The following is a 24,298-nucleotide window of genomic DNA, read 5'->3' on the forward strand; positions in this document are numbered from 1 at the left end:
CGGGAGCCAATGCGCTGCACGGCAACGGCAACGGGGGCACTGTCTGGGATTTCTTCAACAACACCAGCAGCGCTGTCCAGGCCGTGGGCAACTGGTGGGGCACGGTTGACCCGGCCACTGTCGAGCAACACATCAATGACAACAACGATGGGGCCTATGGCGAAGTGAGTTTCCTGCCGCTGCGTGAGGATTCCCTGCTGGTGCCGCTGGTTTCTCCCGGTCTGGGCTGGGCCCTGGCCCCGGCGAGCGGCGCGCTGATGCTGCATCCTGCCAGCCACTTCCGGATGGGCAGCACACTGGACATCACCCTTTCCGGCGACGGTGACTGGATCTGGCAGGGCGACAGCCTGGCCTGGAGCCCACTTCCCGCGAGCCCCAACCCCGCCCTGCTGGTGCTGGAAGCCCGCGATGCGTCCGCACAGTCGGCGTTGGACAGTCTCTGGATTTTCCATGTTCCGCAGCTGATCGGGGACACTCCCGAGCTGACGATTTCACGCAGTGGCAACGACCTGCTGCTGGGGTGGCACACGATTCCCGGCGCGACCAGTTACCGCGTCTACACTGTGAATCCCGGCAGTGGCTGGAGCGAGACCTTCCTTCAGGAGACCAGCGAGACCGAGCTGCTGCTCGTGGATGCCCTGCTGGCCGGCAACGGTGCCTGGCGCGTGCGTGCCGTCTTTCCCGATGAGGGTGACGACTGATGAGTGACGAGCGCGATCCTCTGGACGCCCTGCTCAAGGAATGTGACGTCCAGCGCAGTGTGGGTGGGGGACCCGGCGGTCAGCACCGCAACCGCACCGAGAGCCGCATCGTGCTGGTGCACCGTGAGACGGGCCTGCGGGTCGTCTGTGATGACACACGCAGCCAGCACCGCAACCTGCGCCGCGCGCTGGAGATTCTGGCGGAGCGCCTGGAAGAGTCGCGCAAGGTGCCCGTGAAACGCCGGCTGAACAAGGACCGGCCACGCTGGTTGAAGGAAAAGTTGCTGGTGGCCAAGCGCAGACGAGGTCAGCTGAAGGCGCTGCGAGGGGTGCCGCCACGGGACTGAGGGGCGGTGTTCAATATCGGTCTGGGCCTGCAGGCTATAACGGTGTTACACTGACCGAATTTGGCCAGCCCAAGTAACTGATGCCTGTATCGCTCTTTGTTCGGGCCCTGCAAAAACATGAAAACAAAGGCGTTAAGGCTACTGGCACGGGCCTTGCTTGACAGGCTCCGAATTCTGGGGTACATGCAAACCACAGCATCTTGCGTGCCTTGCCAGCAGGGTACTTCTGAAAACTGATACCTGAGATCTCGTGGGGGGGCCGAAAGGTATCGTGACAGAGACCGGGAAACCGGGAATCTGACTGACCCCTGTCTTCGGACAGGGGTTTTTCCATATTCGGGCCAATATCAACCCTGGAGGCCCATGCCCACCTTCTTTCGTCTTCCTTTGGCCAGCGCCACTCCATGCCTGTGCCCAGCCGTCCTGTTCCCGCTTCTTCCGCTGATGGCCTGATGGAATTCCGGGCGCGCACTCCTCATCGGGTTCTGGGCTTCATTGCCTTTCTGCTCAGCTTCGCGCTCTGCATGTTCGGCGGGGCCGTGCTCTTCGTCTTCAACCATGGCCTGCTGGCCGTGCTGCTGATGTTCGTGGGCAGTTCACTGTCTTCGTTCGTGGGTCTGGCCACGACCCGCTGGTTGGCCCGCAAGGACTATGAAGCCTGGCGCGCTCGCCGTGGGGACCAACCCTTCACCGTGGAAGACGACGGCGATCGCTGAAGCCCTCCATCCTGCCGTGCAACCGCCCCGACGGCCTCAAGAGTTGACCCAGACCGTACCCCACGGTCAATCAGGCGGAATTCGGACCCGATAAGATTCGCGGGTCGGACTGATTGGCCGACAGCAACTTCCTGCAGGATTCCACAGGGTCATGTCACGAAAACTTGTCGAAGATCTTGAGCTGGGCATGACCCTGAACAAGGACCTGCACGACCAGCGGGGGCGCTTTCTGTTGCCCTCCGGGACCGTGCTGCAGGAACAGCATCTGCGCTTGCTGCGCCAGTGGCGGATTCCGGTGGTCTATGTGGACAGCCCGGAAGAAGAAGCCGAGGACTGGCACAAGGTGAGCCTCAAGGACCTTGACCCGGCGACCCACATTCTCAACGAGAAGGAGCTGGGTGAGCTGTTTTCCCTGTGCGACCGAACGGATGGGATGACCTCGAAACTCTTCTATTACCTGCTGGACCGACGCAACCGCCTGAGTGTGCTCAACGGGGGCGCGGCATGAGTGAGTTCACGACCCCCGAGGAGGTGGTGCGCTCGGTCAGCCAGGTGGCCACCCTTCCCGAGATGCACCTGCGCCTGCTGGAAGTGATGAACAATCCCCGCAGCAGCGCGCTGGATATGGCCAGGGTCATCAGCCGTGATCCCGGACTGACCGCCAGGCTGCTCAAACGCAGCAACAGCGCGTATTACGGAATGGGCAGCACGGTGGCGACCGTGACCCGCGCGATCACGGTGGTGGGCGTCAGTCAGCTGCGCGAGCTGTCCGTGTCCACGTCGGTGGTGCGCATGTTCAAGCGGCTGCCCCAGGATCTGCTGGACATGGATGCCTTCTGGCAGCACTCGGTACTCGTGGGTGTGATCGCCAAGGAAATGGCCCTGATGCTGAAGTTGCCCGACACGGAAGAAGCGTTCGTGGCCGGGTTGCTGCACGATGTGGGGCGTGTGCTGCTGGTATTGGCGATGCCGGTCGAGTATCGCAAGGTGCTGCTCTTCGCCCGGGCCTCGGGACGCTGGCTGAACCAGGTGGAACACGACCAGCTCGGTTTCACCCACGCTCAGGTCGGCGGAGCACTGTTCCGCTCCTGGGGGTTGCCGCGCAGTCTGGAGCATGCAGCCGAGTTCCATCACTTTCCGGAATTGGTGACTCGTCAGCGCACGGTGACCAGCATGGTGCATCTGGCCGATGCGATGGCTCACGGACTGGAAATCGGCAACAGCGGCGAAACCCGGATTCCACCTTTCCAGTCGCGCTTCTGGGAAGAACTGCAATTGCCCGATCTGATGACCGAAGTCCTCGCCAATGCCGAACACAGCGTGGTGGATGTTTACCGATCGATCATGCAGCCCGCCTCCGGGGAAGAGGAAGAAACGGTCTGAGGCCTCCGGGCAAGGGTCAGCCGCCCACCACCAGAATCACTCCCAGTACCATGCCAGCGGCCGCCCACAGGGTGTGGGTGCGCAATGTCTCACCAAACAGGATGCGCCCCAGCATCAGGGCCATCAGCAGGCCCACCACTCGCTTGAGGGTTTCCATCAGACTGACCTGGGTCAGCTGGATCGCCGCCAGTTGCAGGCTGAGTGCGCCCAGCCCACAGACGATGGCCAGCAGCAGCCCGCGAAAGCGGCCCGCATCAAGTCGTGCCATCGGCTTGCCGGACAGCCTGCGCCGCAGCAGGAGTGTGCCACCGATGCCCAGATTCTGCAGTGTCACATGCTGGGCAATACTGGAGTGCGTCAGGCATTTCTTGTCCAGCACGGAGGTCATGGCCCAGAGCAGGGCCACTCCGCACATCATCACGCTGCCACGTTCGTTCAGCAGCGCCCGCCAGAGGCTGACTCCCTGTCCGCCGTTGATCAGCAGCGCCGAGATGGCCACCAGTCCAATGCCGAACAGCGCGGGCAGCGAGGGTTTTTCGCCCAGCAGCAGAAACGCTCCAAGCACACTGAAGGCCGGCACCAGACTGAGAAAGGGAATGGTCAGGCTCAGGGGTGACACACGCAGGGAGTGCATGAACAGCAGGTTGGCCACGATACCCAGAGCCAGAGTGATCAGCCCGGGCAGGAGATAGTCCATTGAAGGCAGTGCGGCGCCTTCCAGCAGCACGGCCGCCGCCGCGAGCGGCACCATGCCCAGACAGAGCCGGATCACCAGCGCTTCGGAATCCAGCGAGCGCGCAAGCAGCTTGCGCTGGGTGTCGAAGAGACCCCATGCCAGGGCACTGGCCAGGCAAAGCAACAGAGCCAGTCCACTCATGCGTGCGGTCCGGGGGGACAGTCGGGGGCGTGCATGGGGGGCTCCGTTTTGAGAACTGCCGGACCATTCCTTTCTTGGCCGCGCTCCGGCCCGATGGTCGGTGCCGAATCTAACTGTCAGAGGTGTGATGCGCGTGTCAGCAGGCTGATACGCGTCCACTAAGAGGGAATCCTGTTCAAGACAGGAGCGGCCCCCGCCACTGTACCCGGTTACGAAGGGATCACACACCACTGGATGTGGAGTCGGCGCAGCGGTTCGCGCAGGCGCTCGCACCTCACGGATCCGCATTCCGGCCCCAGCCGGACGGCGAGCTGTGGGCCTGTGCAGCGACTCGCGCAAGGTTTGCACCCCGCGAACCAGCATTCCGGCGCCAGCCGGAATGCGAGCTGTGGGGTCGCCGCTGCGACACACGCACGCGTTCGCACCCCGCGAACCAGCATTCCGGCGTCAGCCGGAATGCGAGATGTGGGGTCGCCGCTGCGACCCCACATCCGGGAAGGGATTCCCGGAGAGCGACCCGGAAGCCAGTAGACCTGCCCTGACAGTCCAACCAGTCCCACGGGGTGCGGGGCGGGGGATCTGTCCTGTGCCTGAAGACCCCTCCGGCACCTCCTCTCAAGGAGGTCGCGATGATGTTCGAATCCAGATCACAGCTGACTGCCGGGGCGCTGCTGACCGGTCTGCTCTGCGCGGGTGCCACCCAGGCCGCGGACCAGCTCTTCGTGCTGCGCGGCTACTCCGATCAGGAAGTGCTGAGAATGAACACCGACGGCAGCGCCGCGGTGGCACTGCCTCTGCAACTGGACCTGGCCAACCGGGTGCGCGTGCTGGGCGATCGGCTCTGGGTCGTGGACTCGGGAGCCGCCGAACTGCTGGGCCTGAGCCTGGCCGACGCTCTGGCCTGGCAACCGGGCGACCCGGAACCGGCCGTGATCCACGTCCCCACTTCGCAGCAACCGGGTGCGAATCCCTGGGATGTGATCCAGCTGGCCGATGGGCGCCTGGCGGTCAGCAATCTCAACGCGGGCAGCGTATCCCTGCTGGAGAACGAGCAGCTGCAGCAGGAGATCGTGCTGCCTTTCGCCTCCCCCCAGGCATTGCTGGAGCAGCCGGGCCGGCTGCTGATCAGCGACAGCGGATTCGGCAGCGGCACCCGCCTGATGGTGCTGGATCTGGCCAGTCTGGCCCTCAGCGATGTCCCAACTCTGGAAAACCCTCAGGATCTGCTGGCGCTGCCCGACCGTCTGGACGTGCTCTGCTCGGGCAACTGGTTCGGGGGCGAGGCCTTCGTTCTGGGGCTGGATCCGCTGAGCCTGGCCCCTCTGGATACCCTGCGTCTGGGCGGCCATGCGGCCAACCTGGCCTGGGATGGCAATCACAGCGTCTACAGTGGTGATGTCTGGAACTTTCCCCAGCCGGGCGTCTACCGTTACGACTCCATCGGCCGTCAGGTGACACACGATGACAGCAACGTGCTGGGCCCCGGTGGCGGCTATCCGGTGTTCGGCGAACAGGGATTGTTCACCTGCGGCCCCACCGAAATCTACCGCCTTTCGCCCGCAGGTGAGGTGCTGGACAGCCTGGCGATCGGCGCAGATGTGGCACACTTCTGCCTCTGGCGTTCACCGGGTGTTCCGCGGCTGAGCGTGCAGTTCCGGGGGGCCGGGTTGCACTTCAGCTGGACCGGCGAGGGCTGGAGTCGCTGGAAGCTCTGGCGTCAGGACGTCGGCAATTCTGCACCCATGCTGCTGGCCGAGTGTGACACAACCGCACACTTCATGCCGCTGGGTGCCGGTGACACGGGCGCGCGTTTCACTGTCAGCGGATTCCAGTGGGACTCCGCTCCGGCGGGAGTGCGGGAGAGTGACGGGAGGTCCAGATGATGCACATGCTGACCTGGCTGACCCTGGGCTTTGCCTGTGCTGTCTGCCAGGGGTCCGACCGCTGGGCGGATGCCGTGGTGGAGTGGGAGCTGGGGCCCGGAGGTGGGTTCGGCAGCCAGCAACTGCCCGACAATCTGCTGGGCCCCCCGGACTCGACGGCCACACCCACCAGTCCCAGCTCCAGCCCCGAGCAGCTCTTCACCCCCGGGGATGGCGGATACGTGGTGCTGGCTTTTCTGGACAACCGGGTGCTTGACCGCCCGGGGCCCGATCTGCGTATCTGCGAGAACCCCTTTCTGGTGGGCGGCAACCCGGACCAGGTCTGGTCCGAACCGGCGATCATCGAACTGAGCGAGGACGGGCTGGTCTGGATCACGGTGCCCTGGGACAGTCTCAGCGGAGAGGGGCTGGCCGGGCGCGTGCCCGTGAACGGCAGCGGCGATCCGGATGACCCGGCGGACATGGGCGGGGATCTGGTGGATCTGGCGGCTCTGGGCTTGCTGGAGGTGGGGTTCGTGCGGCTGCGCGACCTGCCCGGCGATGGGCGCACTTTTGATCTGGACGCCGTGGGCGGCCTGCGCAACGAAGGCCAGACTCCCGTGCGCGCTCCACGTACACGGCCACGTGAGCTGACAATCTGGCCCAATCCCGGACGGGGTGTGTTCACCCTCGACAGCCCGGGGCGTGGAGGGCTGGCGCTGTACACCATTGCGGGACGTCGGCTGCAGTTGCCCGCGGTGGGCGCTCCGGGGCCGGGCACTCTCAGTCTGCCCGAGCTGCCGAATGGGATCTATCTGCTGGAATGGGTGCCCGAGGTGGGCCCGCCCCGGCGGACTCGTCTGATCCTGACAAGGTGATCCGGGGGCGCAGGGGCGGGGCTACTTGAAGGCCCAGCGATTGTTCTCCTGCTCTTCCTGCTGGCTGCGCAGAATGGTCTGGGCCATGCCGTTGACCGCGCTCTGGAACACGATGCCCAGCAGCTGGCCGTCCCGGTCGCAGACCGGCAGGTACTCACTGTGGCAGTCACGGGCCAGAAACTGGAATTCGGCCAGCGAGGTCTCGGCGTGCACGATGGGTACCGTCTCGGCCAGTTCCGCCACCCTTATGATCTTGAGCGCTTCGAACTCGGCGATGATGTGGCGCAGGTCGGCAAAATCCAGCATGCCCGTGACACGGTTGGCTTCGTCCACCACGACCAGGTCCTTCAGGTCCAGTTCGGCGAAGAGCGGCACGACGGTCTGCAGCGGACTGGACGACTTCACCACGGGCTTCATGGGTTTCATCAATTCGCGGATCGAGGTTTCGGCCAGCATGGTGGCGCCGTCCTTCTCGGAATAGAGCCGCGCCTTCTTGAGCTTGAAGATGTACAGCGAGCGCTCGTGCACGATGAACTGGATCACCATGGTGGTGCCACTGACCGCGATCATCATCGGCAGCACCATGTCGTAGTTGCCCGTCAGTTCCACCAGCAGCAGGAAGGCGGTCAGCGGGATGCCGTTCATGCCCGCCAGCACCGTGCCCATGCCCGTGAGCACCAGCAGGGGCGCACTGATCGGCAGATGCAGCATGGCGGCCAGCTGGGCCACCACTCCACCCAGCATGGCCCCGATGAAGAGGCTGGGCGCGAAGGTGCCGCCAAAGCCTCCCAGCTCGATGGTGGTGCCGGTCAACAGCACTTTCAGCACCAGCAATGCCAGCCCCACCAGCAGCACATACTCACCGCTGAGGGCCGTCTGGATGCCGTGATACCCCACACCCAGCACGTCCGGGAACCACTGGGCCGTGATGCCCAGCAGCAGTCCGGCCAGCGGCGGAAAGACCCAGCGCGGCACATTGCGCCAGCGTCCCCAGACCAGTTTGGCCAGCGTGCCCGACCATTTCATGAAGCCCACCGAGAGCAGCCCTCCCAGCATGCCCAGCAGCAGGAAGATCGGCAGCAGGCGCACCGCGGGAAGCTCGAGCGGGGGAAACTGGAACAGACTGTGCCCACCCAGCAGGGCGTGTGACACCACATTCGCCACCACGCTGGCCAGAATCAGCACACCGAAGGTGACGTCCTTGAGGTCGTTCAGCAGAATGATTTCCAGCGCGAAGAACACTCCGCCCAACGGAGCGTTGAAGATGGCCGAAATGGCTGCGCCACTGCCCGCGGCCACCATCACCTTCAAGCGCCCCGGGCTCACGCGGAACATCTGGCCGATGCGCGAGGCGATGCCCGCGCCCAGCTGGCAGGCCGGCCCCTCGGGCCCCACGCTGCCGCCCGTGCCGATGGCGATCACGGGGGCCACCATGTGGAACAGGGTGGTACCAGCGCTGATCACGCCCTGCTTGAGCTTCAGGCTCTTCATCACCTCGACCACGCCCTTGCGGGAGGCCACGTCGGGGTACATGCGCGTGAGTGCCGCCTGGATCACACCGCCGAAGATCGGTACCAGCAGCAGGGTCAGGCCGGGGAGGCTGGCAAAATCCTCCTCGCTGGCACGGAAGAAGAATTTCTGCACCAGCAGCAGCACCCGATAGAACAGCGCGCCCACCACGCCCACCCCGCCACCGATCAGCAGGGCATAGAAGATGGTCAGGGCATATTCGCTCTGCTCCCGCGTGCGCAGCCAGCGCCGGAACCGCCAGGAAAAAGGAAATCGGAATCTCATGGGTGAGGGCTTGGTCCTTCGGAACGTTCCAGCCACTTGGTACAGCCGGCCAAGGCAACATTCGACAGGCAATGATGCCAGCGCGAGGCAGGACCCGTTGGACTCCTTCCGCTGCCCGGCACGTGTCTGGCGGGCCTTGCCTCGTGAGGTCATTGCGACTGCTGGCCGCCGTCGGTAGTTTGTGGGGCCGTGCGCTCCCGGGCAGAAACATCCCCGACATGACAGCTGCGGACAATCAAGCGGAATCCAGGGAGTCAGCGGCAACCATGCCCCGTCCACGAGTACACAAGAAACACATGCGCAATGTGGCCGGGTATCCGGGAGAAATCCTGGTGGCCGCGGAAGAGATGCGTGACTTGCGCGGGCGCTGGCAGACGCTCTTTCCAGCTGCGGATCGCCTCTGGCTGGAGGTGGGGTGTGGCCGGGGAGCCTTTCTGGCGGGCCTGCTGGACAAGGACCCGCGCGCCGCGCTGCTGGGGCTTGAGATCCGCCCCGACCGCTGCGTGACCGCCCGCAACAAGCTGCTGCAGGCCAATGGAGCCGGGCGCTTCCGGGTGCTTCACACCTTCGCCGAACTGCTGCCCCTGATCTTCGGCTGCGGGGAGCTGGAGCGGATTCACCTGAATTTCCCCGATCCCTGGCCCTGCTCGCCCGACAGATCGAAGCGGCTGTTCGGCCCCCGCTTTCTGCCGATCTACCAGCACCTGCTGGCTCCGGGAGGGGAACTCTGGTTCAAGACCGATGACCCGGGAGCCTGGCGCGAGTTCATGGCGCGTCGTCCGCAGGCGCTGGTCCTGCTGGACAGCGGCGAAGACCTGTCGCGCTCGCCCCTGTTCCATGACAATGTGGAAACGGAGTTCGAGCGCCTGTTCCTGTCCAAGGGGCAGCGCATCCATTTCGCCCGGGTGCGCCGGGAGATCCATCTGCCACATGACACACGCTGGCCCTGAAGGGCACGGCCTTTGCCGAATGGCCGCTCCCCGGATGGGTGCGACCTCCGGCCAACAACTGAGGAGCCTTCATGTACGCTGAACATCGTCGGCAGTTCTTCGCGGAAATGGAAGACGGACTGGCTCTGGTGCCCGCCTCCCATGGCCAGCTGCGCAATCAGGACACGGACCACATCTTTCGCCAGAACAGCGATTTCATGCACCTCTGCGGTTTCGAGGAGCCCGATGCCATCGCGGCCTTCGTGAAGCAGGGCAAGAAGACTCGCTACGTGCTGTTCGTGAACCCGCGTGACCCAGCGCTGGAAATCTGGACCGGCCGCCGCGCAGGCACCAAGGGCGCGCGCAAGAACCATGGCGCGGACGAGGCCTGGGAGCTTGCCGAATTCGGCACCCGGCTTCCGGATCTGCTGAGCGGCAGTCCCTGCGTATACATGCCGCTGGGGCCCGACAGTTTCGGCCCGGCCTGGCCGCGCCAGAATGACGTGATGCGTGCGATCAACGCCCTGTCCTACAAGCGCAAGACTCCACTGGTCGTGCCCGACACCCTGCGCGACGTGCGCGCCCTGCTGGCCCGCATCCGCCTGCGCAAGAGCGCCGCCGAGCTGGAACTGCTGGAAGGGGCCTGCGCGGTCACTGCCGAGGCCTTCGCCGAGGCGATGTCCTGCGCGAAGCCCGGAGTGCGCGAGTACCAGGTGAAGGCGGTCATGCAGCTGGTCTATGGCATGCGCGGGGGCGACTGGGCCTTTGATACCATCGTCGCCGGGGGTGCCAACGCCTGCGTCCTGCATTATGTGGGCTGTCGTGACACACTGTGCGATGGCGAGCTGGTGGTCGTGGATGCCGGTGCCGAGCTCAATGGCTATTGCGCGGACGTGACACGCACCTTCCCGGTCAACGGCCACTTCAGCCCGGTGCAGAAACGCGTCTACAACGCCGTGCTGGCGGCCCAGCATGCGGCCATCCTGGCGGCGGGCCCCGGCGTGCCCGTGGATCAGGTGCACGAGGCGGCCGTCACCTCCCTGATCCACAGCATGCTCAAGCTGGGTGCCCTGAAAGGCAGCGAAGCCAGCGTGCGCCGCTCGGGCAACTGGAAGCGTTATTATCCCCATGGCACGGGGCACTGGCTGGGCCGCGACGTGCACGATGTGGGCGACTATGCCAATCGCGAGTCCGTGACACGGCTCGAACCGGGCATGGTGATGACCGTCGAGCCCGGATTGTACTTCCCCCCCGACGACAAGCGCCTGCCCACCGAACTGCGTGGCATTGGCGTGCGCATCGAGGATGACATCCTGATCACCGAAACCGGCACGCGCGTGCTGACCTCGGCGATTCCCAAGAGCGTCGCGGCGGTGGAGAAGGCCTGCGCCGTGCGGTCCAGCTGGCTCAAGAAGCCGGTGATCTGAGGTGCGCTTGGTTCTGACCGGTGCCAGCGGATTTCTGGGCGGGCACCTGCTTGTCGAGCTGCTGCGGCGGAAGATTCCCGTGCTGGCCCTGGGGCGCGCTCCCGAAGAATTGAGCAGGCGGCTGGGCACGGGTGTGGCAGTGGCCCGCTTCGATCTGGGCAACCCCGGGCCCACCGCTGCGCTGCGCGCCGGTGACACGGTGATCCACATGGCGGCCCTGCTGGGAGCCGGAGTCAGCGACCGCGCGCTCATGCTGCGCGCCAACCGTGAGGCCACGATTCTGCTGGCCCGCGAGGCCATCGATGCCGGGGCCGCGGACTTCGTCTTCCTCTCCAGTGTGTCCGCTCATGGCCCCCATGGCTCGCAGCACGATCCCTTGCGCGAAGACAGTCGGTTTGCCCCGGTGTCCGCCTATGGTGAGAGCAAGGCCCGCGCCGAGGAGGATCTGGCGGCTCTGGATTTCGGAACCACCCGGTTGCTGGTGCTGCGCCCTCCCGTGATCTACGGAACGGGAGCGAACCCGGTTTCCTCGACCGTGCGCCTGTTGCGCCTGCTGGGAGGGCGTGTGTTCCTGCGCAGCGGAGGCGGACGCGCGCTGTTCAACGTGATCGCGGTGGAGAATCTGGTGCATGGGCTGTTCCACCTGCTGGAACACGCCCCGCGGGGAGCGGGACTTGCCGGGTGTGCCTGGATGCTGCGCGACGATCCCTGCCCGAGCATGGCCGCCTTCCAGGACCGGATTCTCCAGGTCTATGGCCGGCGCCCGCTGCTGCTGCCCGCACCGCGCTGGTTGCTGGAACCGCTGGGCAGTCTGGGCGACTTGCTGCGCGCCCGCACGGGCTGGCATGCCCCGCTGAGCCGCGAGATCGTGGCCGGTTTTTCAGGGGATGGTTACTGGTCCAGCATCGACCGGATCAGTGCGCTGGGCTGGCGGCCACCGGTCAACTGGCAGGACGCACTGGGCCGCACGGCGCAGGAGTATCGAGCCACGATGGCCGGTGCCCGCAATAATTGAACAAGGTGGGCGTTACAGGTTCATGATCGAGGATGCAGAACTGATCCAGCGCCACCTGCGGGGTGAGCGTGACGCCTTTCCCGAGCTGATCAAGCGCTATCAGCAGATGCTCTACGGCTATCTGGTGCGCATGACCCGCAATCGGACGGATGCGGACGACCTGTTCCAGGAAACCTTCATCCGGGTGCTGCGCCAGCTGCCCAGCTATGACGAACGCAGTCGCTTCAAGAGCCTGTTGTTCACGATTGCCGCCAACCTCTGCGTGGACCATGCGCGCAAGCGCCAGACCCGCCAGAGTCACCTGGTGGAAGAGGATCCCGATCAAGGAATCGACACTCTTGGTGACCCTTCCGGGGACTGGATCCCCGACCGGATGCTGGAACAGAAGGAAGTGGCCGAGACCCTGGTGAAGGCCGTTGACAGTCTCCCGGAGCCCCAGCGCGAACTGGTGCTGCTGAGGCTGGAAACGGGGATGACCTTCCAGGAGATCGCCGATCTGAAGCAGGAACCGCTGGGCACCGTGCTGGCTCGCATGCACCGCGCCGTGGCGAAGATCCGTGTATACTTTCAGGAGCATGGCCATGACACCGCAGCCTGAGCAGAACCCACAGCAAGGACGCGGCGCGAGCCCCGACCGGCTGCAGGCTCTCTGGGCCAGGGTGACGCCTGTGGCACCCTCCCCGGAGCTGGTCGAGCAGACGATGCGGGCCTGCGCTCTGGAACAGGAAATGATGCGGATCCAGGCGGTCTGGCCGGCCAGCCCGGCACCCGATTCACGCAGTCTGTCCCAACTGCGGGAGGCCCTGACGCTTGAAAACCAGCTGCTGGGTCTCGAGAGCATCTGGCCCGCCTCCAGTGCTCCGGACGAGGCTCTGCACAAAAGCCTGCTGGCGCGCATCGAGGGCGAGCGGACCATGGAGGCGCTCCAGCAGCATTGGCCCTCGACTCCCGTGCCGGAGCATCTGACTCGCCAGTTGGAGCGTCGCGTGAGCGGACTCCACGGCGAAGGCGGGAAGACCATCCTGTTCAATCCCGGGCGAGGCGGTTTTCTGGGAGCCCTGGCGGCGGCCGCCGTGATCCTGTTCACGCTGGTGCGCATGCCCAGTACAAGCGATCCGACCCTGAGCGGCAGCGGGGATCTGTGGTCCATGGCCGCCACCGAAGACCTGCGCAGCGAACTGGACGACGGCCTGCAGGTGGCCGAGTGGAGTGCCCTGAGTGAATTGGGTCTTGCCGTGCAACTGGATGACCTGCTGGACACCGATCCCGAGGTTGAAAGCCTGGGTGAGAAAATGGACGCACTGGCCGCCGAACTGGAATTCTTCTGATCGGCCCGGGCGGAGGAGAGCGCATGAGAATCACGCATCACGCGTCGTGGATCCTGATCCTGCTGGTCCTGCTGGCAGGCACTCTGGACGCGCAACCTCGTTTTCGTGGCGAGCGTGGGGGCGGGCAGGGCATGCCCGGTGGGCCGGGAATGGGTCCCGGGCTGGATCCCGCCATGGTCAGCTTCATTCGGGAATACTTCCCTGAACGGGCCGCTGCGCTGGAGAGTCTGCGCTCGAGCGATCCGGAAAGCTTCCGCGAAAAGGCCCGCGCCCTGCACATGGAAGTGCGGCGACTGATGGACCTGAAGGAAAACAATCCGCCGCTGTTCGACGTGCACATCGAGGAAATCCACCTGCGCCCGATCCTGCGCAAGCAGGCCAAGGCCTGTCGCGATGCCACCGACGATGCCGATCGTGCCCAGAAGGAGGCTGAATTGCGGGCCTCGCTGGAACGGGCCTTCGACCTGCGTCAGCAGATCAAGCGCGGCGAAGTCGAAGAACTGCGTGAACGCCTTCAGGAACTGGAAACGGGACTTGAGCGTCGCAAGGACCGGCGTCAGGAGTTGATCGATGAACAACTCGAGAAGCTGACCCGGGACGACAGCGACTCCGACTGGTGAGCAAGGCGCCACCTCCGGTGGCATCCGCGTACTTCCCGGCAATCTTGCGCCCCGCCAAGGGAGAGTGGTCTCCGGGGCGGTGCTTTGGTAAACTGCCGCCCTTGCCGGCACCCGAACCGGACCCAACCCTTGACCTGGACATCCATGCCCGAGCCTGCCCTGATTCTGCTGCACGGAATTCGCGGTGCCACCCTGGCACAACGCGACGAGGACAGCTTCACCCGAATCTGGTCACTGGCCCAGGAGTTCCATCCGCGCTCATTGTTGTTGGCCCTGCAGTCCGACGAAGGTGGACGGGTCGTTCCCATGATGCCCGAAGCCCGGATCTTTGCCGAAACCCTTGAAGACGAGATCTACGGGCCATTTCTCAACACCTTTCAATCCACCGAGTCGGTACTGGCCCCGCCCTTCGATTGGCGGCTGGCCCCCGCGCAGGCTCTTGAGTCCCTGGCGCCCACATTCGCGGGCAGTGGATCGCTGAACCTGGTGACCCACAGCATGGGGCTGTTCGTGCTGCTGGAGGCCCTGCGTCAGAAACTGCTTGACCCCTCGCGGCTGGCAAGGCTGGTCCTGGTGACTCCCCCCTTCTGCGGCAGTGCCGATATCGTGTCGCTGCTGGCCAGAGGCATCGACAGCTCGGCCGACGGCGAACTGGGCGAACGGCGCTATGATCATTGTCTTGCGCGCTCCTTTCCCAGCCTCTACCGACTGCTGCCCGGCGTGGACTGTGCCGGCTGCAGCAAGAACTGGCTGGACGCTTCCAGCTGGCATGCACTGCTGGCGGGTGATCCGGCCACCGCGAGGTCCTTCTTCCTGCAACTGTCCTTGGCCCGGGAAGACCGGCTGGCCTGGCAGGAGCAGTTCCGCGACCTGTGTCGACGCCTTCGCGACGACATCCTGCTGCTGGCGGGCACCGGTGTCCCGACCCAGGTCAATCCCGAACTGGCCAGTGACGTCTCGCGTGAAGGGGATGGACGCCTGCTGGTCTGTTCCACGCGCCCCTCGGACTGCCCGCTGCCCCGTGTGGTGCTGGGCAGCCAGACCAACCCGGTCAAGCACGGCGAGATCCTCACCGATTCCCGGGCCCTCGAACTGATTGCCCGCTGGCTCCGGCATGAGCCCTTGCCCGAATCCAATGACGAACTGCGCCATGACTGAGACCCCCATCGTGCTGCCACCCCGCGCATCCTTCCTGGAAGCGCTGCTGCTCATGGCCCTGCACCTGCGCCAGCTGGTGAGCGGGCAGCAGGCGCTGCTGCGACTGGAACGGGATGAAGTGGCCCGGTCGCTGGACCTCATGCACGCGGAATCCAGCGAGGTCCTCTTCCGGTTTCGGCGGATCCTGGATTCACTGGATGCCGGCTCCCTGCACGAGGGTGCGGCCGGACAGGCCCTGCTGGAAAGCAGTGGCTGCCTGGATCTGCAGCAGGTTCCCAGTTCGCGTCCCGGGTTGCTGGGCCCTTCGCGTCAGGTCCGGAGGCACCGCGAATTCCTCGAGAGCCGCTGCCAGCGTCTGCTGGAGCTTGCCCGCCAGACGGCCAGTCGTTTTCCCGGACACCCGCTCGCCGATGAAGTGGCATCCTGCTCGGCGCTCTGCGACGCTCAGCTGAAGGGTCTGAAGCAGCTCGCCTGAACCCGTCAACCCTTCGACTCCCCACAACCAGTTTGCCCAGCCCAATTTTTTGAACCCAGCTTTTGCTTGCGCCCTGTTGGTGCATTGCGGATATTCACGCACCAATCCACTTGAACGCGACCCAACCAAGCGAAACGTTCGATTTGTCAGACATCCTGGACATAACGAGTCACCCTGCGGTGCAGGCTCTCCTCGGGCGTCGCTATGGCGAATGCCTTGAGCTTGTTGCTGATGCATTGCCCCGCATTGCCGACCCCCAACTTGCCGTTCACCTGCGCCTGGTGAAGGGCAATGCGTTGTTGGGAACCGGTCGCAACCGCGAAGCTCGCGAGGTGTACTTCCAGGTCTACAGCACCTGCCGGATGGCTCGATTCGACGGGGAGTACAAGGCCCTGGGCCACAAGGCCCTGATGAACGCGGGTCTGGCCACGCGCCGGCTTGGCGAAGCGCGGACGGCCCTCCAGTTCTATCGAGAAGTGCTGACCCGGGCCGGCTTCCATTCCGATGCCGAAGAAGCCCGCATGCGCAATCTGCTGGGCTCCCTGCACCTGAGTCTTGGTGAACACAGCGATGCCCGGGTCTGCTTCCAGAAGGCGCTGCAGTTGCTGGGGCCCACGGGCGAAGCCGGCGACCGCGCGGATGTGCACATCAACCTGGCCATTCTGGCCAATGCGGTCAAGGATCCGGCCGAGGTCACCGAACACCTGGAACAGGCACGCGCGCTCTGCGGCGACGACCCGGAGCGGCGCCTGAAGGTGGAATTCAACATGGGGACCCTGCTGCTCGAGCAGGGCAACCGCACTCAGGCCTGGGTATTCTTCGACAAGGCCCAGGATCTGGCCCGGCGCCACGATCTGCAGGCCCACCTGCCCCAGATTCTCTGCAGCCTGGCACTGATCAGACACCAGGAAGGGGCCGGGAGTGAAGCCGGCCTGCTGGCGAGCCGGGCACTTGAAGCGGCCGAGACCCTTGAACAGGACAACAGCTGGGTTCGGGACACCTGCCAGGAAATCCTGCAGGAGGCCGACCCGGGCAGTGACGACAGTTTCTCGCTGGCCGAGACCCTGATCCGCACCCACGGCATGGTGGCGGTGTCCGAGCCCATGCGACGGATCATCCGCGAAATCGAAGCGTTGGCCTCCTCCGGGTTGCCGGTGATGATCATTGGCGAAACGGGCACCGGCAAGGAACTGGTGGCCCGGGCCCTGCACACGGCGGGGCCGCGGTCGGTGGCGCCCTTCGTGCCCGTGAACTGTCCCGCGATTCCAGAAGGCCTGTTCGAGAGCACGCTCTTCGGCCACGTCAAGGGCGCGTTCACCGGAGCCACCGAGTCCCGCAAGGGCATGGTGGAGCTGGCCATGGACGGATCGATCTTCCTGGATGAAATCGGCGATCTGCCGCTGTCCATCCAGCCCAAGTTGCTGCGCTTCCTGGAAACGGGTGAGTTCCAGCCGATGGGGTCCACCGAAACGCGATACAGCAGTGCACGCATCATCTCGGCCACCAACCGTGATCCAGGGCAGCTGGTGGAGAGTGGCCAGTTCCGCAAGGACCTGCTGATGCGCATCAGCGCGTTCCGGATCGATCTGCCGCCCCTGAGTGAACGCCGCGAGGATGTCTACTTCATCGCCGCCAGCGAGCTGGACCGGCTGAACAGGCGCAATGGTCGCAAACTGGTGTTCTCGGCCCGGGCCCTGCAGGTGCTGAACGAGTACGATTTCCCGGGCAACGTGCGTGAGCTGAAGAATGCTGTCGCACGGGGGGCCCAGGTGGCCCAGCGCGAAGTCGGTCCCGACGACATGGGTCTGGTTCAGGCGGGACCAAAGAAGGGCGATGTTGCGGGCGGCGAGGACCATTGGCCCGATGTGCTCCCGCTGGCTCCGGGCACCAGCCTGGAAGACACGGTGCGCGAGCTGGAAACACGCATGATCCAGCGCGCGCTGTCGGTACGGGATGGCGACCGCGAACAGGCCGCCCGTGACCTGGGGCTCAGTTTCCGGGCCTTGAAGTACAAGATCTCCAAGTATGGGATCCAGTCCCGCAAGAAGCGCAGGCGCGGAGACAGCGCCGATGACGATGAATCACAGGGGATCGAGGGATGAGCACTCGCCATACGATTACGGCTTCCATCGCGGCACTGCTTGCACTGTCCTGTGTCGCCTCCGGCAGTTCCCGGATGCTGGCCAGCATTCAGGCTCCCGCCCAGTCCGCCCTGGTGGCCGCTTCCTTCCTGGTGCAGGCCGTGGTGCCCAGCCAGGAGGGGGAGAGCTGGCAGCTGCTGGGCCTGGCCGATGGATCACAGACGCCGGATACCCTGGCCCAGGGCGTTGGCACGCTGCCCGGCACGTGCAGCTGGCAGGTGGGGCCCCTCGAGAACGGCCCCTGGACCCTGCGCATCGAAATCGTCGGATCCACGGGGCTGCGTGTCACGACCAGGAATGTCGTGGTGGGACGAGCCCAGATCCCCGGGTTTCCCAAGGGTGCCGCCGTGCAGGAGACCGGTTTCACGGTGCAGCCGCTGGCCGAGCCCGGAGCTCCCGGACTGGCCTGGGTCGAAGGCATCGCGCTGGATGGAATCCGGGGTGTGCCACAACTGTTGCACCTGGACGATGCCAGTGGGCTGCCTCTGCCCGGCTTTCCCCGTGATCTCTCCCGCGATGGGGTCGAGTCCTGCCGCTACAGCAGCCCGGTCTGGCTGAGCACGGGCGCCGAGCCCTCGCTGGCCCTGCTGGGCGTCACCCAGCTGGTACGCTATTCCACCAACGGCACCTTGCTGGCCAGCCACTCCTTCGACGGGGTCGCGGCCTCCGAGCTGATCCACTTCCATACGCTCGCGGGTGAGCCGAGGCTGCTTTTCGCCAGCATCGGCGGCACTCACAGTCAGCTCCATCTGCTGGATGAAGATCTGGTGTCATTGTGGGTGAGCGATTTTCCCGCCCAGATCCCCGGCAGCAACCTGCCGCTTGCGCTGGCCGATCTGGATGGTGATCTGAATCCTGAAGGCTGGCTGGGACTCTACGAACAGTCGTCGGATCTTGGCCAGCTCTGGCGCATCAACCTGGCCGACGGTGGCGCATCTCTCTTCGGCAACGTGCCGGGCCTGATGCCCGCGCAGTTGCTGAGCGGCGAAATGACGGGCGACCTGGCCACCGATCTGGTGATGTGCGGCAGTCAGGACGCGGTCAGTGCCTGGGACGCCAATGGCCTGCTCTGGCTGCGGCATAGCTTGGGGCGTTCGTTCTCGCGTGGCTCACTCGTGGACCTGGACGGCGATGGTCGGCAGGAATTCTGCTTCACCGATCACGCCGATGGCAGCCAGACCCACCTGCGTCTGCTGAATGGCCAGGGCGAACCGTGCGGGCCTCTCGATGGACAGACCCTGGGACTGGACCAACGTCTCGGCTTTGAACCTCTGGCCGCCGACATGGACGGCGATGGCGACCAGGACCTGATTCTGGCCACGTCACTCAAGGATCCAACCGTGTTGCACGGTCAGGTGCGAGTTCTGGATGGTCAGGGTGAGCTGCTGGATCACTGGGTACTTGCAGGCAAGCCCACCTCGGCCCTGCGCCTGCAGGACCTGGACGGCGACGGCACCAGCGAACTGCTGCTGACCGACACCTTCAATCGACTGAATGCCTGGAACACGCCCTCGCGCGATTCTCGCCCCGGTCTGCCCTTCGGCGAAATCGGGCGTGGAGGGCGCACCCTCAAGGTCATCACGGGCTCGCCCCAGGGCAGTGCCTGGCTGGATGGACGCCTGCTGCTGCAGGACTCGCTGGTCGTGGATGAGGGCATGGTTCTCAGCGGACACACACTGACCCTGCTCAGCGGCCAGATGATCGTGCGCGGATGCCTGAGCCTCAGCGAAGGCATTCGAGTCAACGCGGGGGCGCTGCTGCACTTCGACTCCGGTTCCCAGGTCAGTCAGCCGGGCATGCCACTCGAGGTGGCCGGCACCCTGAGCCTGCACGGGGAAGTGGTGAACAACCTTGGAGCGCAGCCCCTGCAGCCCAGTTCACTGGCCTCGATCCTGAACAACAGCCAGCTCGTCACCGAGAGCGGTGCCCGCCTGGAACTGGTGGATTGCACTCTGGCCGGGCTCACGAATCGATTGGTGCTGGGGCCTGGGCAGGAGCTGAGCCTGAACGGGGTCTGGCTGATGGCCGGGAAGGGCATCCATCTCGAGGGCGCCAGCCTGGTCATGGATCACAGCGTGCTTCACGCCGACAGTCTGGCCCTGTCGCTCAAGGCGGGCAGCCAAGCGCAGATTCACAACAGCACCTTCAGTTCCGCCAGCACCCTGGCGCTGCAGGTGGCCGATTCCGACGTGCAGCTGACCAGCAGTTATCTGCTGAACAATCTGCAGGGCATCGAGGTCTCCGGCCAATCCACGCTGCTGGCCGATTCCTGTCACTTCCAGGGCAACGGAATCTCCCTGACCGTGATGGGCGATGCTGACGCGGTCAGCGTGCTGCACAGCGATTTTGTGGAAAGCGGCGCCACGGCCGTGCGCAATCTTGGCAGCGGACAGCTGCTGGCCAGTTGGTGTTACTGGAACGAGCTCCAGCCCACCACCGGAGATGTGCAGGCCCTGCCGCAGAGCGATCAGGCCTGGTTTCCGCCGGAAACCACGGCACCCGTGTTCGAAGTTCGCCCGGGCCCGATGATCAACGGAGACGAACCCCTGCTGTCCTGGGATCCGGTGGAGTACACGCTCAACGGAATTCCCGTGGTGGTCAGTTATCGGGTCTACCGCTCCACCGAACCCTATGACCTGGTGCGCCCCGAGAATCTGGTGGCCACGGTCAGTACGCCATCCTGGCAGAGTCAGAATGCCCCGCCGCGCTGTTTCTATGCCGTGACGGTCTGGCTGGGCAAGACCATGTCCGAGTAGCGGACACCAACCGGGGGGCACAGGATGAGCAAGGCTCTGGTTTCACAGTATGGCGCGGGTCTGCTGATGCTGGACGATGCCCTGCGGAAGGGGCAGGATCTGGGACTCTGGATCTCGCCCGCTCCCGTGGCGCCCTTCTGGCAGATCGGCTATCACGCCCTGTTCTACACGGATCTCTATCTCTGTGCCGATGAGCGTGCGTTTCGCCCCTGGCCGGGCCACGAACCATCCTGGCCTCGGCTGGGTGATCCGGCTGTCACGGCGCGCGCCCCGGAACTGGCCAGTCTGCTGGAGTACACCGCGGCCCTCAGATCCAGTCTGACGACCCGGCTTTCCGCGTTGGACCCGGACTCCCCGGCCGGCTTCGAGTGGATCCCGTTCAATCGGGGCGAACTGTTCATCTATACCCTGCGCCACCTTCAGCATCATACCGGACAATTGGCCGAGCGGGTTCGTCACGCTGGCGGACCACCTGTGAGCTGGGTCGGACTGGACGGAGAGTCAGAGGTCTGACGCGCACTGGCGGATTGCTCGTCAGTCCGACATCCAGAAAACAGACGCGCCGGGGATTTCCCGGCGCCTGCATGTGTGTGATACGCGGTTCGCGATCCTTCCTCAGGCTCCCGCCTACTTCAGCACGACGAACTTGCCGGTCTGGATCTCGCCCGAGCCTTCGGGAGTGCGATTCTCGACACTGAAATAGTACACGCCGCTGGCCACCTGCTGGTAGTTGCGGTTGTTCAGGTCCCAGCTCTCACTGAAGGGGCTGGTCCAGTTGCGGTCGTTGTCGCCCTCGATGTTGTGCGGGATGAGCTGCACCAGGTCGCCGCTCAGCGTGTAGACGCGGATCAGGGCCTGGCGGGGCAGGTTGACGAACTCCAGCCGGCGGTCATCGGAAGGCCGGAAGTCCGCGGTGCCGTCGTCCTGGTTCTCCCAGGAGAGCCCGTTGTTGCCGCTGGCGTCGGGCATGTAGACGGTGGTGTAGTCCTGATCGTAGCGATAGGGATTGGGTACGGCGCGAGGTGCCCTGCTGGCGAGGCCCGAGGGCGCGATCGCGATCGCATTGGCCGTGCGCGCGCTTTCCAGGGGCTCGGTGCCCGTGCGGAAATCGCCGTAGTCGTAGGCGGTCACGGCGTACCAGCGCGGAAACAGGCTGCGCACGTTGTCAATCACGTATTCGTACACGGTGTAATCCTCGGCCACATCGAAGCGGCCATTGGCGTTCAGGTCCGTGTATGTCTCACCCGCATCCCACACGCCATTGGCGTTCAGGTCGGCCCAGGGGTCGCCCTCGGAGTACTGGCCATTTCCGTCCCGATCCGTATAGGGCTCAGGCGCGTTGCGCACCCGGTCGCCGTTGGTGTCCTGGAACGGTTCGGTCCAGCCATGAGGATTGATGATGGCATCCAGTCCGTTGTTGTGCCCCACTGGCTGACGCAACCAACCGTTCACGGTGGAGTCCAGGGGCGCTTCGGTCAGGTCGCGCCCATCGGGAGGAGTACGCAGCCGGCCATCCCGATCGTAGTAGGCGAAATCCACCCGGTCGTGATCGGCCAGCAGACTGAATCCTTCTTCCAGATTGCGGTTGCCCACCCAGATGCGATAGCCTTCGAAGTCGCGCACCTGGCTGAAGGGGTCGATGTAGCTCTCGGCGTTGTCGCGCCAGCGCAGGATCACCTGGTCTTCCGTCGTCTCGTAGCTCAGGGCGGGTGGCGGCGGAGGAGGTGGACCCTGGAAATCGGGAATGCCATCGCCGCGGTCCAGCACACCATTGAGGTTGAGGTGACCGATGAACCAGTCATTCAATCCTCCACTGCCGAAGGACTGCAGAACGCGGCCCCCTCCGAACTGGGGAATCCAGCTGTTGCCACCCCGACTGAACTTCGGGCCCGCGTAGACGAAACCACTGTCGGCAATGAAATTGCTCAGGGTCCAGAGCAGGTCATCTTCACCGGGGTCCAGCTGGCCGTTGTTCTCGCTGCCGTCCGCATCGGGGCCACTGTACCAGCCCATGTTGTGTCCGAAGTACCAGACTTCGACACTGTCCTGACCGGGCGGGATTTCGGCGTACAGACCATCGGTGCCGGCGTCTTCGCCGTACCAGCCATCGCCCGTGTCCAGTCGGCCATCGCCTTCGGTGCCGTCCGCGTCGAAGGTTTCGGGAATGCCGTCACTGCCGAAGTCGAAGATCGGTGTGTCGTACAGTTCGTTGTCGTAGATCCTGGCCGCCCAGAGGGCGTTGTTCTCCAGCGAGGTGAAGTTGTACAGCTCGGGATTCAACGTGCCGCTGGCGTCCTGGGGATGGTTGCGGTCGTGGAAGTCACGGCCCACCACGAGCGCCACGGTGAAGCTGAATTTCTCACCGGGATTCAGACGGTAGATCCAGCGCCCCGTGCGGTCCACATGGTCAAAGATGCCCATGGGTCCCCAGCTGATCAGGTAGCGGGTATCGTTGCCGTTGGCCACACCGGCCGTATCACCCGATGGAACCTGCCAGGCCCGGGATTCCACCAGCACGCTGTCCTGGTTGTAGAACTCCTGGGGATGGCTTTCCACGTAGTTCGCATTGTCCACGAACCACTGGTTGTAGTCGAACTCTCCATTGGACAGCACGAAGTACTTCTCGCGGTCGTTGATCGGTGTGCCGCGGTACTGGGTCCAGCTGCCGTCGGGATGCGCGGCCCAGTCCTGCCAGCTGGGGCCGAAATCCTCATTGATGTTGCTTGAGGAAGTCCACCAGTTGAAACTGGTTTCCAGCTTGGGGTTGGGGCTGCGCAAGACGCGGAATCCGGTGGCATGCGGGCAGGTGAAGCTGTTGCCCTGATCGATGTCCGCATCACGGCCGTCGTTGTCGGCGATCCAGGCCGTATTGATCAGGGTGTGCTCGTCGCGCGTGCTGTCGTAGGCCGTGCGCAGAAAGCCCGTGATGTCGTCCAGATTCTTCTGGGCGTACCCACGGCGGCCCACGTCGCCATCGACATAGAGCCCGACGAAGAGATTGCGCAGGAACTTGCTGGCCACGTTTTCGATCTCGTAGTCGATGATCACCAGATCGCGTGCGTAGTTGTAGCTCCAGCTGTAGGATTTCTGTGTCACACGCAGGCCAAGGGGCTCGTGCGGCACGCCATCGACGGGCGGGGTGAACTGGTTGTCGACCAGGGTATCCGTGTATGCGGTGATGAAATCCTGCTCGCTGATCGCCAGATCATTGCTCACATACTCGCCCAGCCGGTTCACCGCATTCTCGCGCGTGCTGCGTTCGGCGATCACATTGCTGTTGCCCTCGCCCGGGTAGAACTCATGGGCTTCGCCGGCCACATAGCCATCGGCGCCCGTGCTGACCCGGGGTGTGGCATTGCCGTTCTCGTCCACGATCAGACCACCGATCCAGAGACCTGCGGCAAAGAGATACTGCACGCCGCTGCCGCCGGGTACTTCGCACTGGGGTGCCCAGTCGTCGGTTTCGGCGTCGCGGTAGGCGTCCGTGTCGTAGTCGTTGAAGTTGCCCAGCCAGCCCCAGTTGTTCACCGTGAGCCAGACATTGCCCATGCGATGTGTGCGGTTGTCCAGCCAGGGGATGTCGGTCTGCCGCGGCACGTTCTTGTATACCGGATGATGGATGTAGTCGGCATGGGAGGCGCTCAGTGGCAGCAGGGTGGCGCTCAGAATACCCAGGGCGAAGGCATGACGAAGACGGTGCATTGGCAATCCCGCTTGGGCCGCCGGGAAGCGGCAGTACTGGCGGGGTCCGGCTGGGCCGGTCCCGGAATGGCTGGCAGTTTGGGATACGGGTACGGGAACGAAATCGGGTTCGAACCTAGCAATCCCAAGGCTGTCCCGTGGCCGCAAATCCGCTGCTGAGCAAGGCGCCATTCCGGAACCCGCAAGAGG

At 64.6% G+C, this 24,298-nt stretch carries 21 protein-coding genes and 1 riboswitch; of the genes, 18 read left to right on the top strand and 3 right to left on the bottom strand.

Annotated features, from left to right (window positions below):
• The 5 genes from H6678_14750 to H6678_14770 all read left to right on the top strand — a co-directional run.
• Positions 1-701 (top strand): hypothetical protein (locus H6678_14750; GenBank protein MCB9475057.1); only part of this gene is annotated, 701 nt, incomplete at its 5' end.
• Positions 701-1,048, top strand: coding sequence for a peptide chain release factor-like protein (locus tag H6678_14755; GenBank protein MCB9475058.1), 348 nt, complete (start codon positions 701-703; stop codon positions 1,046-1,048). The genes H6678_14750 and H6678_14755, both read left to right, overlap by 1 nt.
• A 452-nt stretch (positions 1,049-1,500) precedes the next feature.
• Positions 1,501-1,764, top strand: a complete 264-nt coding sequence (locus H6678_14760; GenBank protein ID MCB9475059.1) for a hypothetical protein — start codon at positions 1,501-1,503, stop codon at positions 1,762-1,764.
• Between the two features lie 151 nt (positions 1,765-1,915).
• Complete coding sequence (locus H6678_14765) at positions 1,916-2,272, top strand: hypothetical protein (GenBank protein ID MCB9475060.1); 357 nt, start codon at positions 1,916-1,918, stop codon at positions 2,270-2,272.
• Entirely contained in the window at positions 2,269-3,147 is an 879-nt protein-coding gene (locus H6678_14770) for an HDOD domain-containing protein (protein MCB9475061.1), read from the top strand. Before H6678_14765 ends, H6678_14770 begins: the two co-directional genes overlap by 4 nt.
• A gap of 16 nt (positions 3,148-3,163) precedes the next feature.
• Here the strand turns inward: H6678_14770 and H6678_14775 are convergent, their stop codons facing one another.
• Positions 3,164-4,024 carry a DMT family transporter gene (locus H6678_14775; GenBank protein ID MCB9475062.1) on the bottom strand — a complete coding sequence of 287 codons (861 nt, stop codon included), beginning with the start codon at positions 4,022-4,024 and terminating at the stop codon, positions 3,164-3,166.
• A gap of 103 nt (positions 4,025-4,127) precedes the next feature.
• A riboswitch (cobalamin riboswitch) is annotated at positions 4,128-4,580 on the top strand.
• Positions 4,581-4,653: 73 nt separating this feature from the next.
• On the opposite strand from H6678_14775, the gene H6678_14780 reads away from it, so the two are divergent.
• Both H6678_14780 and H6678_14785 read left to right on the top strand, forming a co-directional pair.
• Complete coding sequence (locus H6678_14780; protein MCB9475063.1) at positions 4,654-5,907, top strand: hypothetical protein; 1,254 nt, start codon at positions 4,654-4,656, stop codon at positions 5,905-5,907.
• Entirely contained in the window at positions 5,904-6,764 is an 861-nt protein-coding gene (locus H6678_14785) for a hypothetical protein (protein MCB9475064.1), read from the top strand. Before H6678_14780 ends, H6678_14785 begins: the two co-directional genes overlap by 4 nt.
• A gap of 21 nt (positions 6,765-6,785) precedes the next feature.
• Here the strand turns inward: H6678_14785 and H6678_14790 are convergent, their stop codons facing one another.
• On the bottom strand, positions 6,786-8,558 hold the full coding sequence (locus tag H6678_14790) for a chloride channel protein (GenBank protein MCB9475065.1): 1,773 nt from the start codon (positions 8,556-8,558) through the stop codon (positions 6,786-6,788).
• Between the two features lie 266 nt (positions 8,559-8,824).
• On the opposite strand from H6678_14790, the gene H6678_14795 reads away from it, so the two are divergent.
• The 11 genes from H6678_14795 (at position 8,825) to H6678_14845 (ending at position 20,920) form a co-directional block, all read left to right on the top strand.
• Positions 8,825-9,508 (top strand): hypothetical protein, encoded by a 684-nt coding sequence (locus tag H6678_14795; protein MCB9475066.1) that lies wholly within the window; start codon positions 8,825-8,827, stop codon positions 9,506-9,508.
• Between the two features lie 71 nt (positions 9,509-9,579).
• Positions 9,580-10,914, top strand: a complete 1,335-nt coding sequence (locus tag H6678_14800) for an aminopeptidase P N-terminal domain-containing protein (GenBank protein MCB9475067.1) — start codon at positions 9,580-9,582, stop codon at positions 10,912-10,914.
• A gap of 1 nt (position 10,915) precedes the next feature.
• Complete coding sequence (locus H6678_14805) at positions 10,916-11,929, top strand: NAD-dependent epimerase/dehydratase family protein (protein ID MCB9475068.1); 1,014 nt, start codon at positions 10,916-10,918, stop codon at positions 11,927-11,929.
• Positions 11,930-11,951: 22 nt separating this feature from the next.
• A complete protein-coding gene (locus H6678_14810; GenBank protein MCB9475069.1) occupies positions 11,952-12,527 on the top strand; it encodes a sigma-70 family RNA polymerase sigma factor in 576 nt (191 codons plus the stop codon).
• A complete protein-coding gene (locus H6678_14815) occupies positions 12,511-13,257 on the top strand; it encodes a hypothetical protein (protein ID MCB9475070.1) in 747 nt (248 codons plus the stop codon). Before H6678_14810 ends, H6678_14815 begins: the two co-directional genes overlap by 17 nt.
• Before the next feature lie 23 nt (positions 13,258-13,280).
• The gene (locus H6678_14820) at positions 13,281-13,877 is read left to right on the top strand and encodes a hypothetical protein (protein ID MCB9475071.1); all 597 of its coding nucleotides are present in this window, start codon (positions 13,281-13,283) and stop codon (positions 13,875-13,877) included.
• Positions 13,878-14,021: 144 nt separating this feature from the next.
• On the top strand, positions 14,022-15,035 hold the full coding sequence (locus H6678_14825) for a hypothetical protein (GenBank protein ID MCB9475072.1): 1,014 nt from the start codon (positions 14,022-14,024) through the stop codon (positions 15,033-15,035).
• A complete protein-coding gene (locus tag H6678_14830) occupies positions 15,028-15,510 on the top strand; it encodes a hypothetical protein (GenBank protein ID MCB9475073.1) in 483 nt (160 codons plus the stop codon). The genes H6678_14825 and H6678_14830 overlap by 8 nt, the downstream gene beginning before the upstream one ends.
• 179 nt (positions 15,511-15,689) lie before the next feature.
• A complete protein-coding gene (locus H6678_14835) occupies positions 15,690-17,612 on the top strand; it encodes a sigma 54-interacting transcriptional regulator (GenBank protein MCB9475074.1) in 1,923 nt (640 codons plus the stop codon).
• Positions 17,609-20,407, top strand: coding sequence for a VCBS repeat-containing protein (locus tag H6678_14840; GenBank protein MCB9475075.1), 2,799 nt, complete (start codon positions 17,609-17,611; stop codon positions 20,405-20,407). Before H6678_14835 ends, H6678_14840 begins: the two co-directional genes overlap by 4 nt.
• A 24-nt stretch (positions 20,408-20,431) precedes the next feature.
• Entirely contained in the window at positions 20,432-20,920 is a 489-nt protein-coding gene (locus H6678_14845; protein ID MCB9475076.1) for a DinB family protein, read from the top strand.
• Between the two features lie 114 nt (positions 20,921-21,034).
• On the opposite strand, the gene H6678_14850 is transcribed toward H6678_14845, so the two are convergent.
• Positions 21,035-24,109 (bottom strand): hypothetical protein, encoded by a 3,075-nt coding sequence (locus H6678_14850; protein ID MCB9475077.1) that lies wholly within the window; start codon positions 24,107-24,109, stop codon positions 21,035-21,037.
• Between the last annotated feature and the right edge of the window lie 189 nt (positions 24,110-24,298).

The organism is Candidatus Delongbacteria bacterium (genome assembly GCA_020634015.1).
Classification (GTDB): Bacteria; CAIWAD01; CAIWAD01; order CAIWAD01; family CAIWAD01; genus JACKCN01.

Bases quoted from the DNA above. Each gene is read 5' to 3' on its own strand.
- H6678_14815 (MCB9475070.1), top strand. From the start codon at position 12,511: ATGACACCGCAGCCTGAGCAGAACCCACAGCAAGGACGCGGCGCGAGC.
- H6678_14780 (MCB9475063.1), top strand. From the start codon at position 4,654: ATGATGTTCGAATCCAGATCACAGCTGACTGCCGGGGCGCTGCTGACC.
- H6678_14770 (MCB9475061.1), top strand. From the start codon at position 2,269: ATGAGTGAGTTCACGACCCCCGAGGAGGTGGTGCGCTCGGTCAGCCAG.
- H6678_14795 (MCB9475066.1), top strand. From the start codon at position 8,825: ATGCCCCGTCCACGAGTACACAAGAAACACATGCGCAATGTGGCCGGG.
- H6678_14845 (MCB9475076.1), top strand. From the start codon at position 20,432: ATGAGCAAGGCTCTGGTTTCACAGTATGGCGCGGGTCTGCTGATGCTG.
- H6678_14790 (MCB9475065.1), bottom strand. From the start codon at position 8,558: ATGAGATTCCGATTTCCTTTTTCCTGGCGGTTCCGGCGCTGGCTGCGC.
- H6678_14765 (MCB9475060.1), top strand. From the start codon at position 1,916: ATGTCACGAAAACTTGTCGAAGATCTTGAGCTGGGCATGACCCTGAAC.
- H6678_14830 (MCB9475073.1), top strand. From the start codon at position 15,028: ATGACTGAGACCCCCATCGTGCTGCCACCCCGCGCATCCTTCCTGGAA.
- H6678_14775 (MCB9475062.1), bottom strand. From the start codon at position 4,024: ATGAGTGGACTGGCTCTGTTGCTTTGCCTGGCCAGTGCCCTGGCATGG.
- H6678_14850 (MCB9475077.1), bottom strand. From the start codon at position 24,109: ATGCACCGTCTTCGTCATGCCTTCGCCCTGGGTATTCTGAGCGCCACC.
- H6678_14755 (MCB9475058.1), top strand. From the start codon at position 701: ATGAGTGACGAGCGCGATCCTCTGGACGCCCTGCTCAAGGAATGTGAC.
- H6678_14800 (MCB9475067.1), top strand. From the start codon at position 9,580: ATGTACGCTGAACATCGTCGGCAGTTCTTCGCGGAAATGGAAGACGGA.
- H6678_14840 (MCB9475075.1), top strand. From the start codon at position 17,609: ATGAGCACTCGCCATACGATTACGGCTTCCATCGCGGCACTGCTTGCA.
- H6678_14825 (MCB9475072.1), top strand. From the start codon at position 14,022: ATGCCCGAGCCTGCCCTGATTCTGCTGCACGGAATTCGCGGTGCCACC.
- H6678_14760 (MCB9475059.1), top strand. From the start codon at position 1,501: ATGGAATTCCGGGCGCGCACTCCTCATCGGGTTCTGGGCTTCATTGCC.
- H6678_14785 (MCB9475064.1), top strand. From the start codon at position 5,904: ATGATGCACATGCTGACCTGGCTGACCCTGGGCTTTGCCTGTGCTGTC.
- H6678_14820 (MCB9475071.1), top strand. From the start codon at position 13,281: ATGAGAATCACGCATCACGCGTCGTGGATCCTGATCCTGCTGGTCCTG.
- H6678_14810 (MCB9475069.1), top strand. From the start codon at position 11,952: ATGATCGAGGATGCAGAACTGATCCAGCGCCACCTGCGGGGTGAGCGT.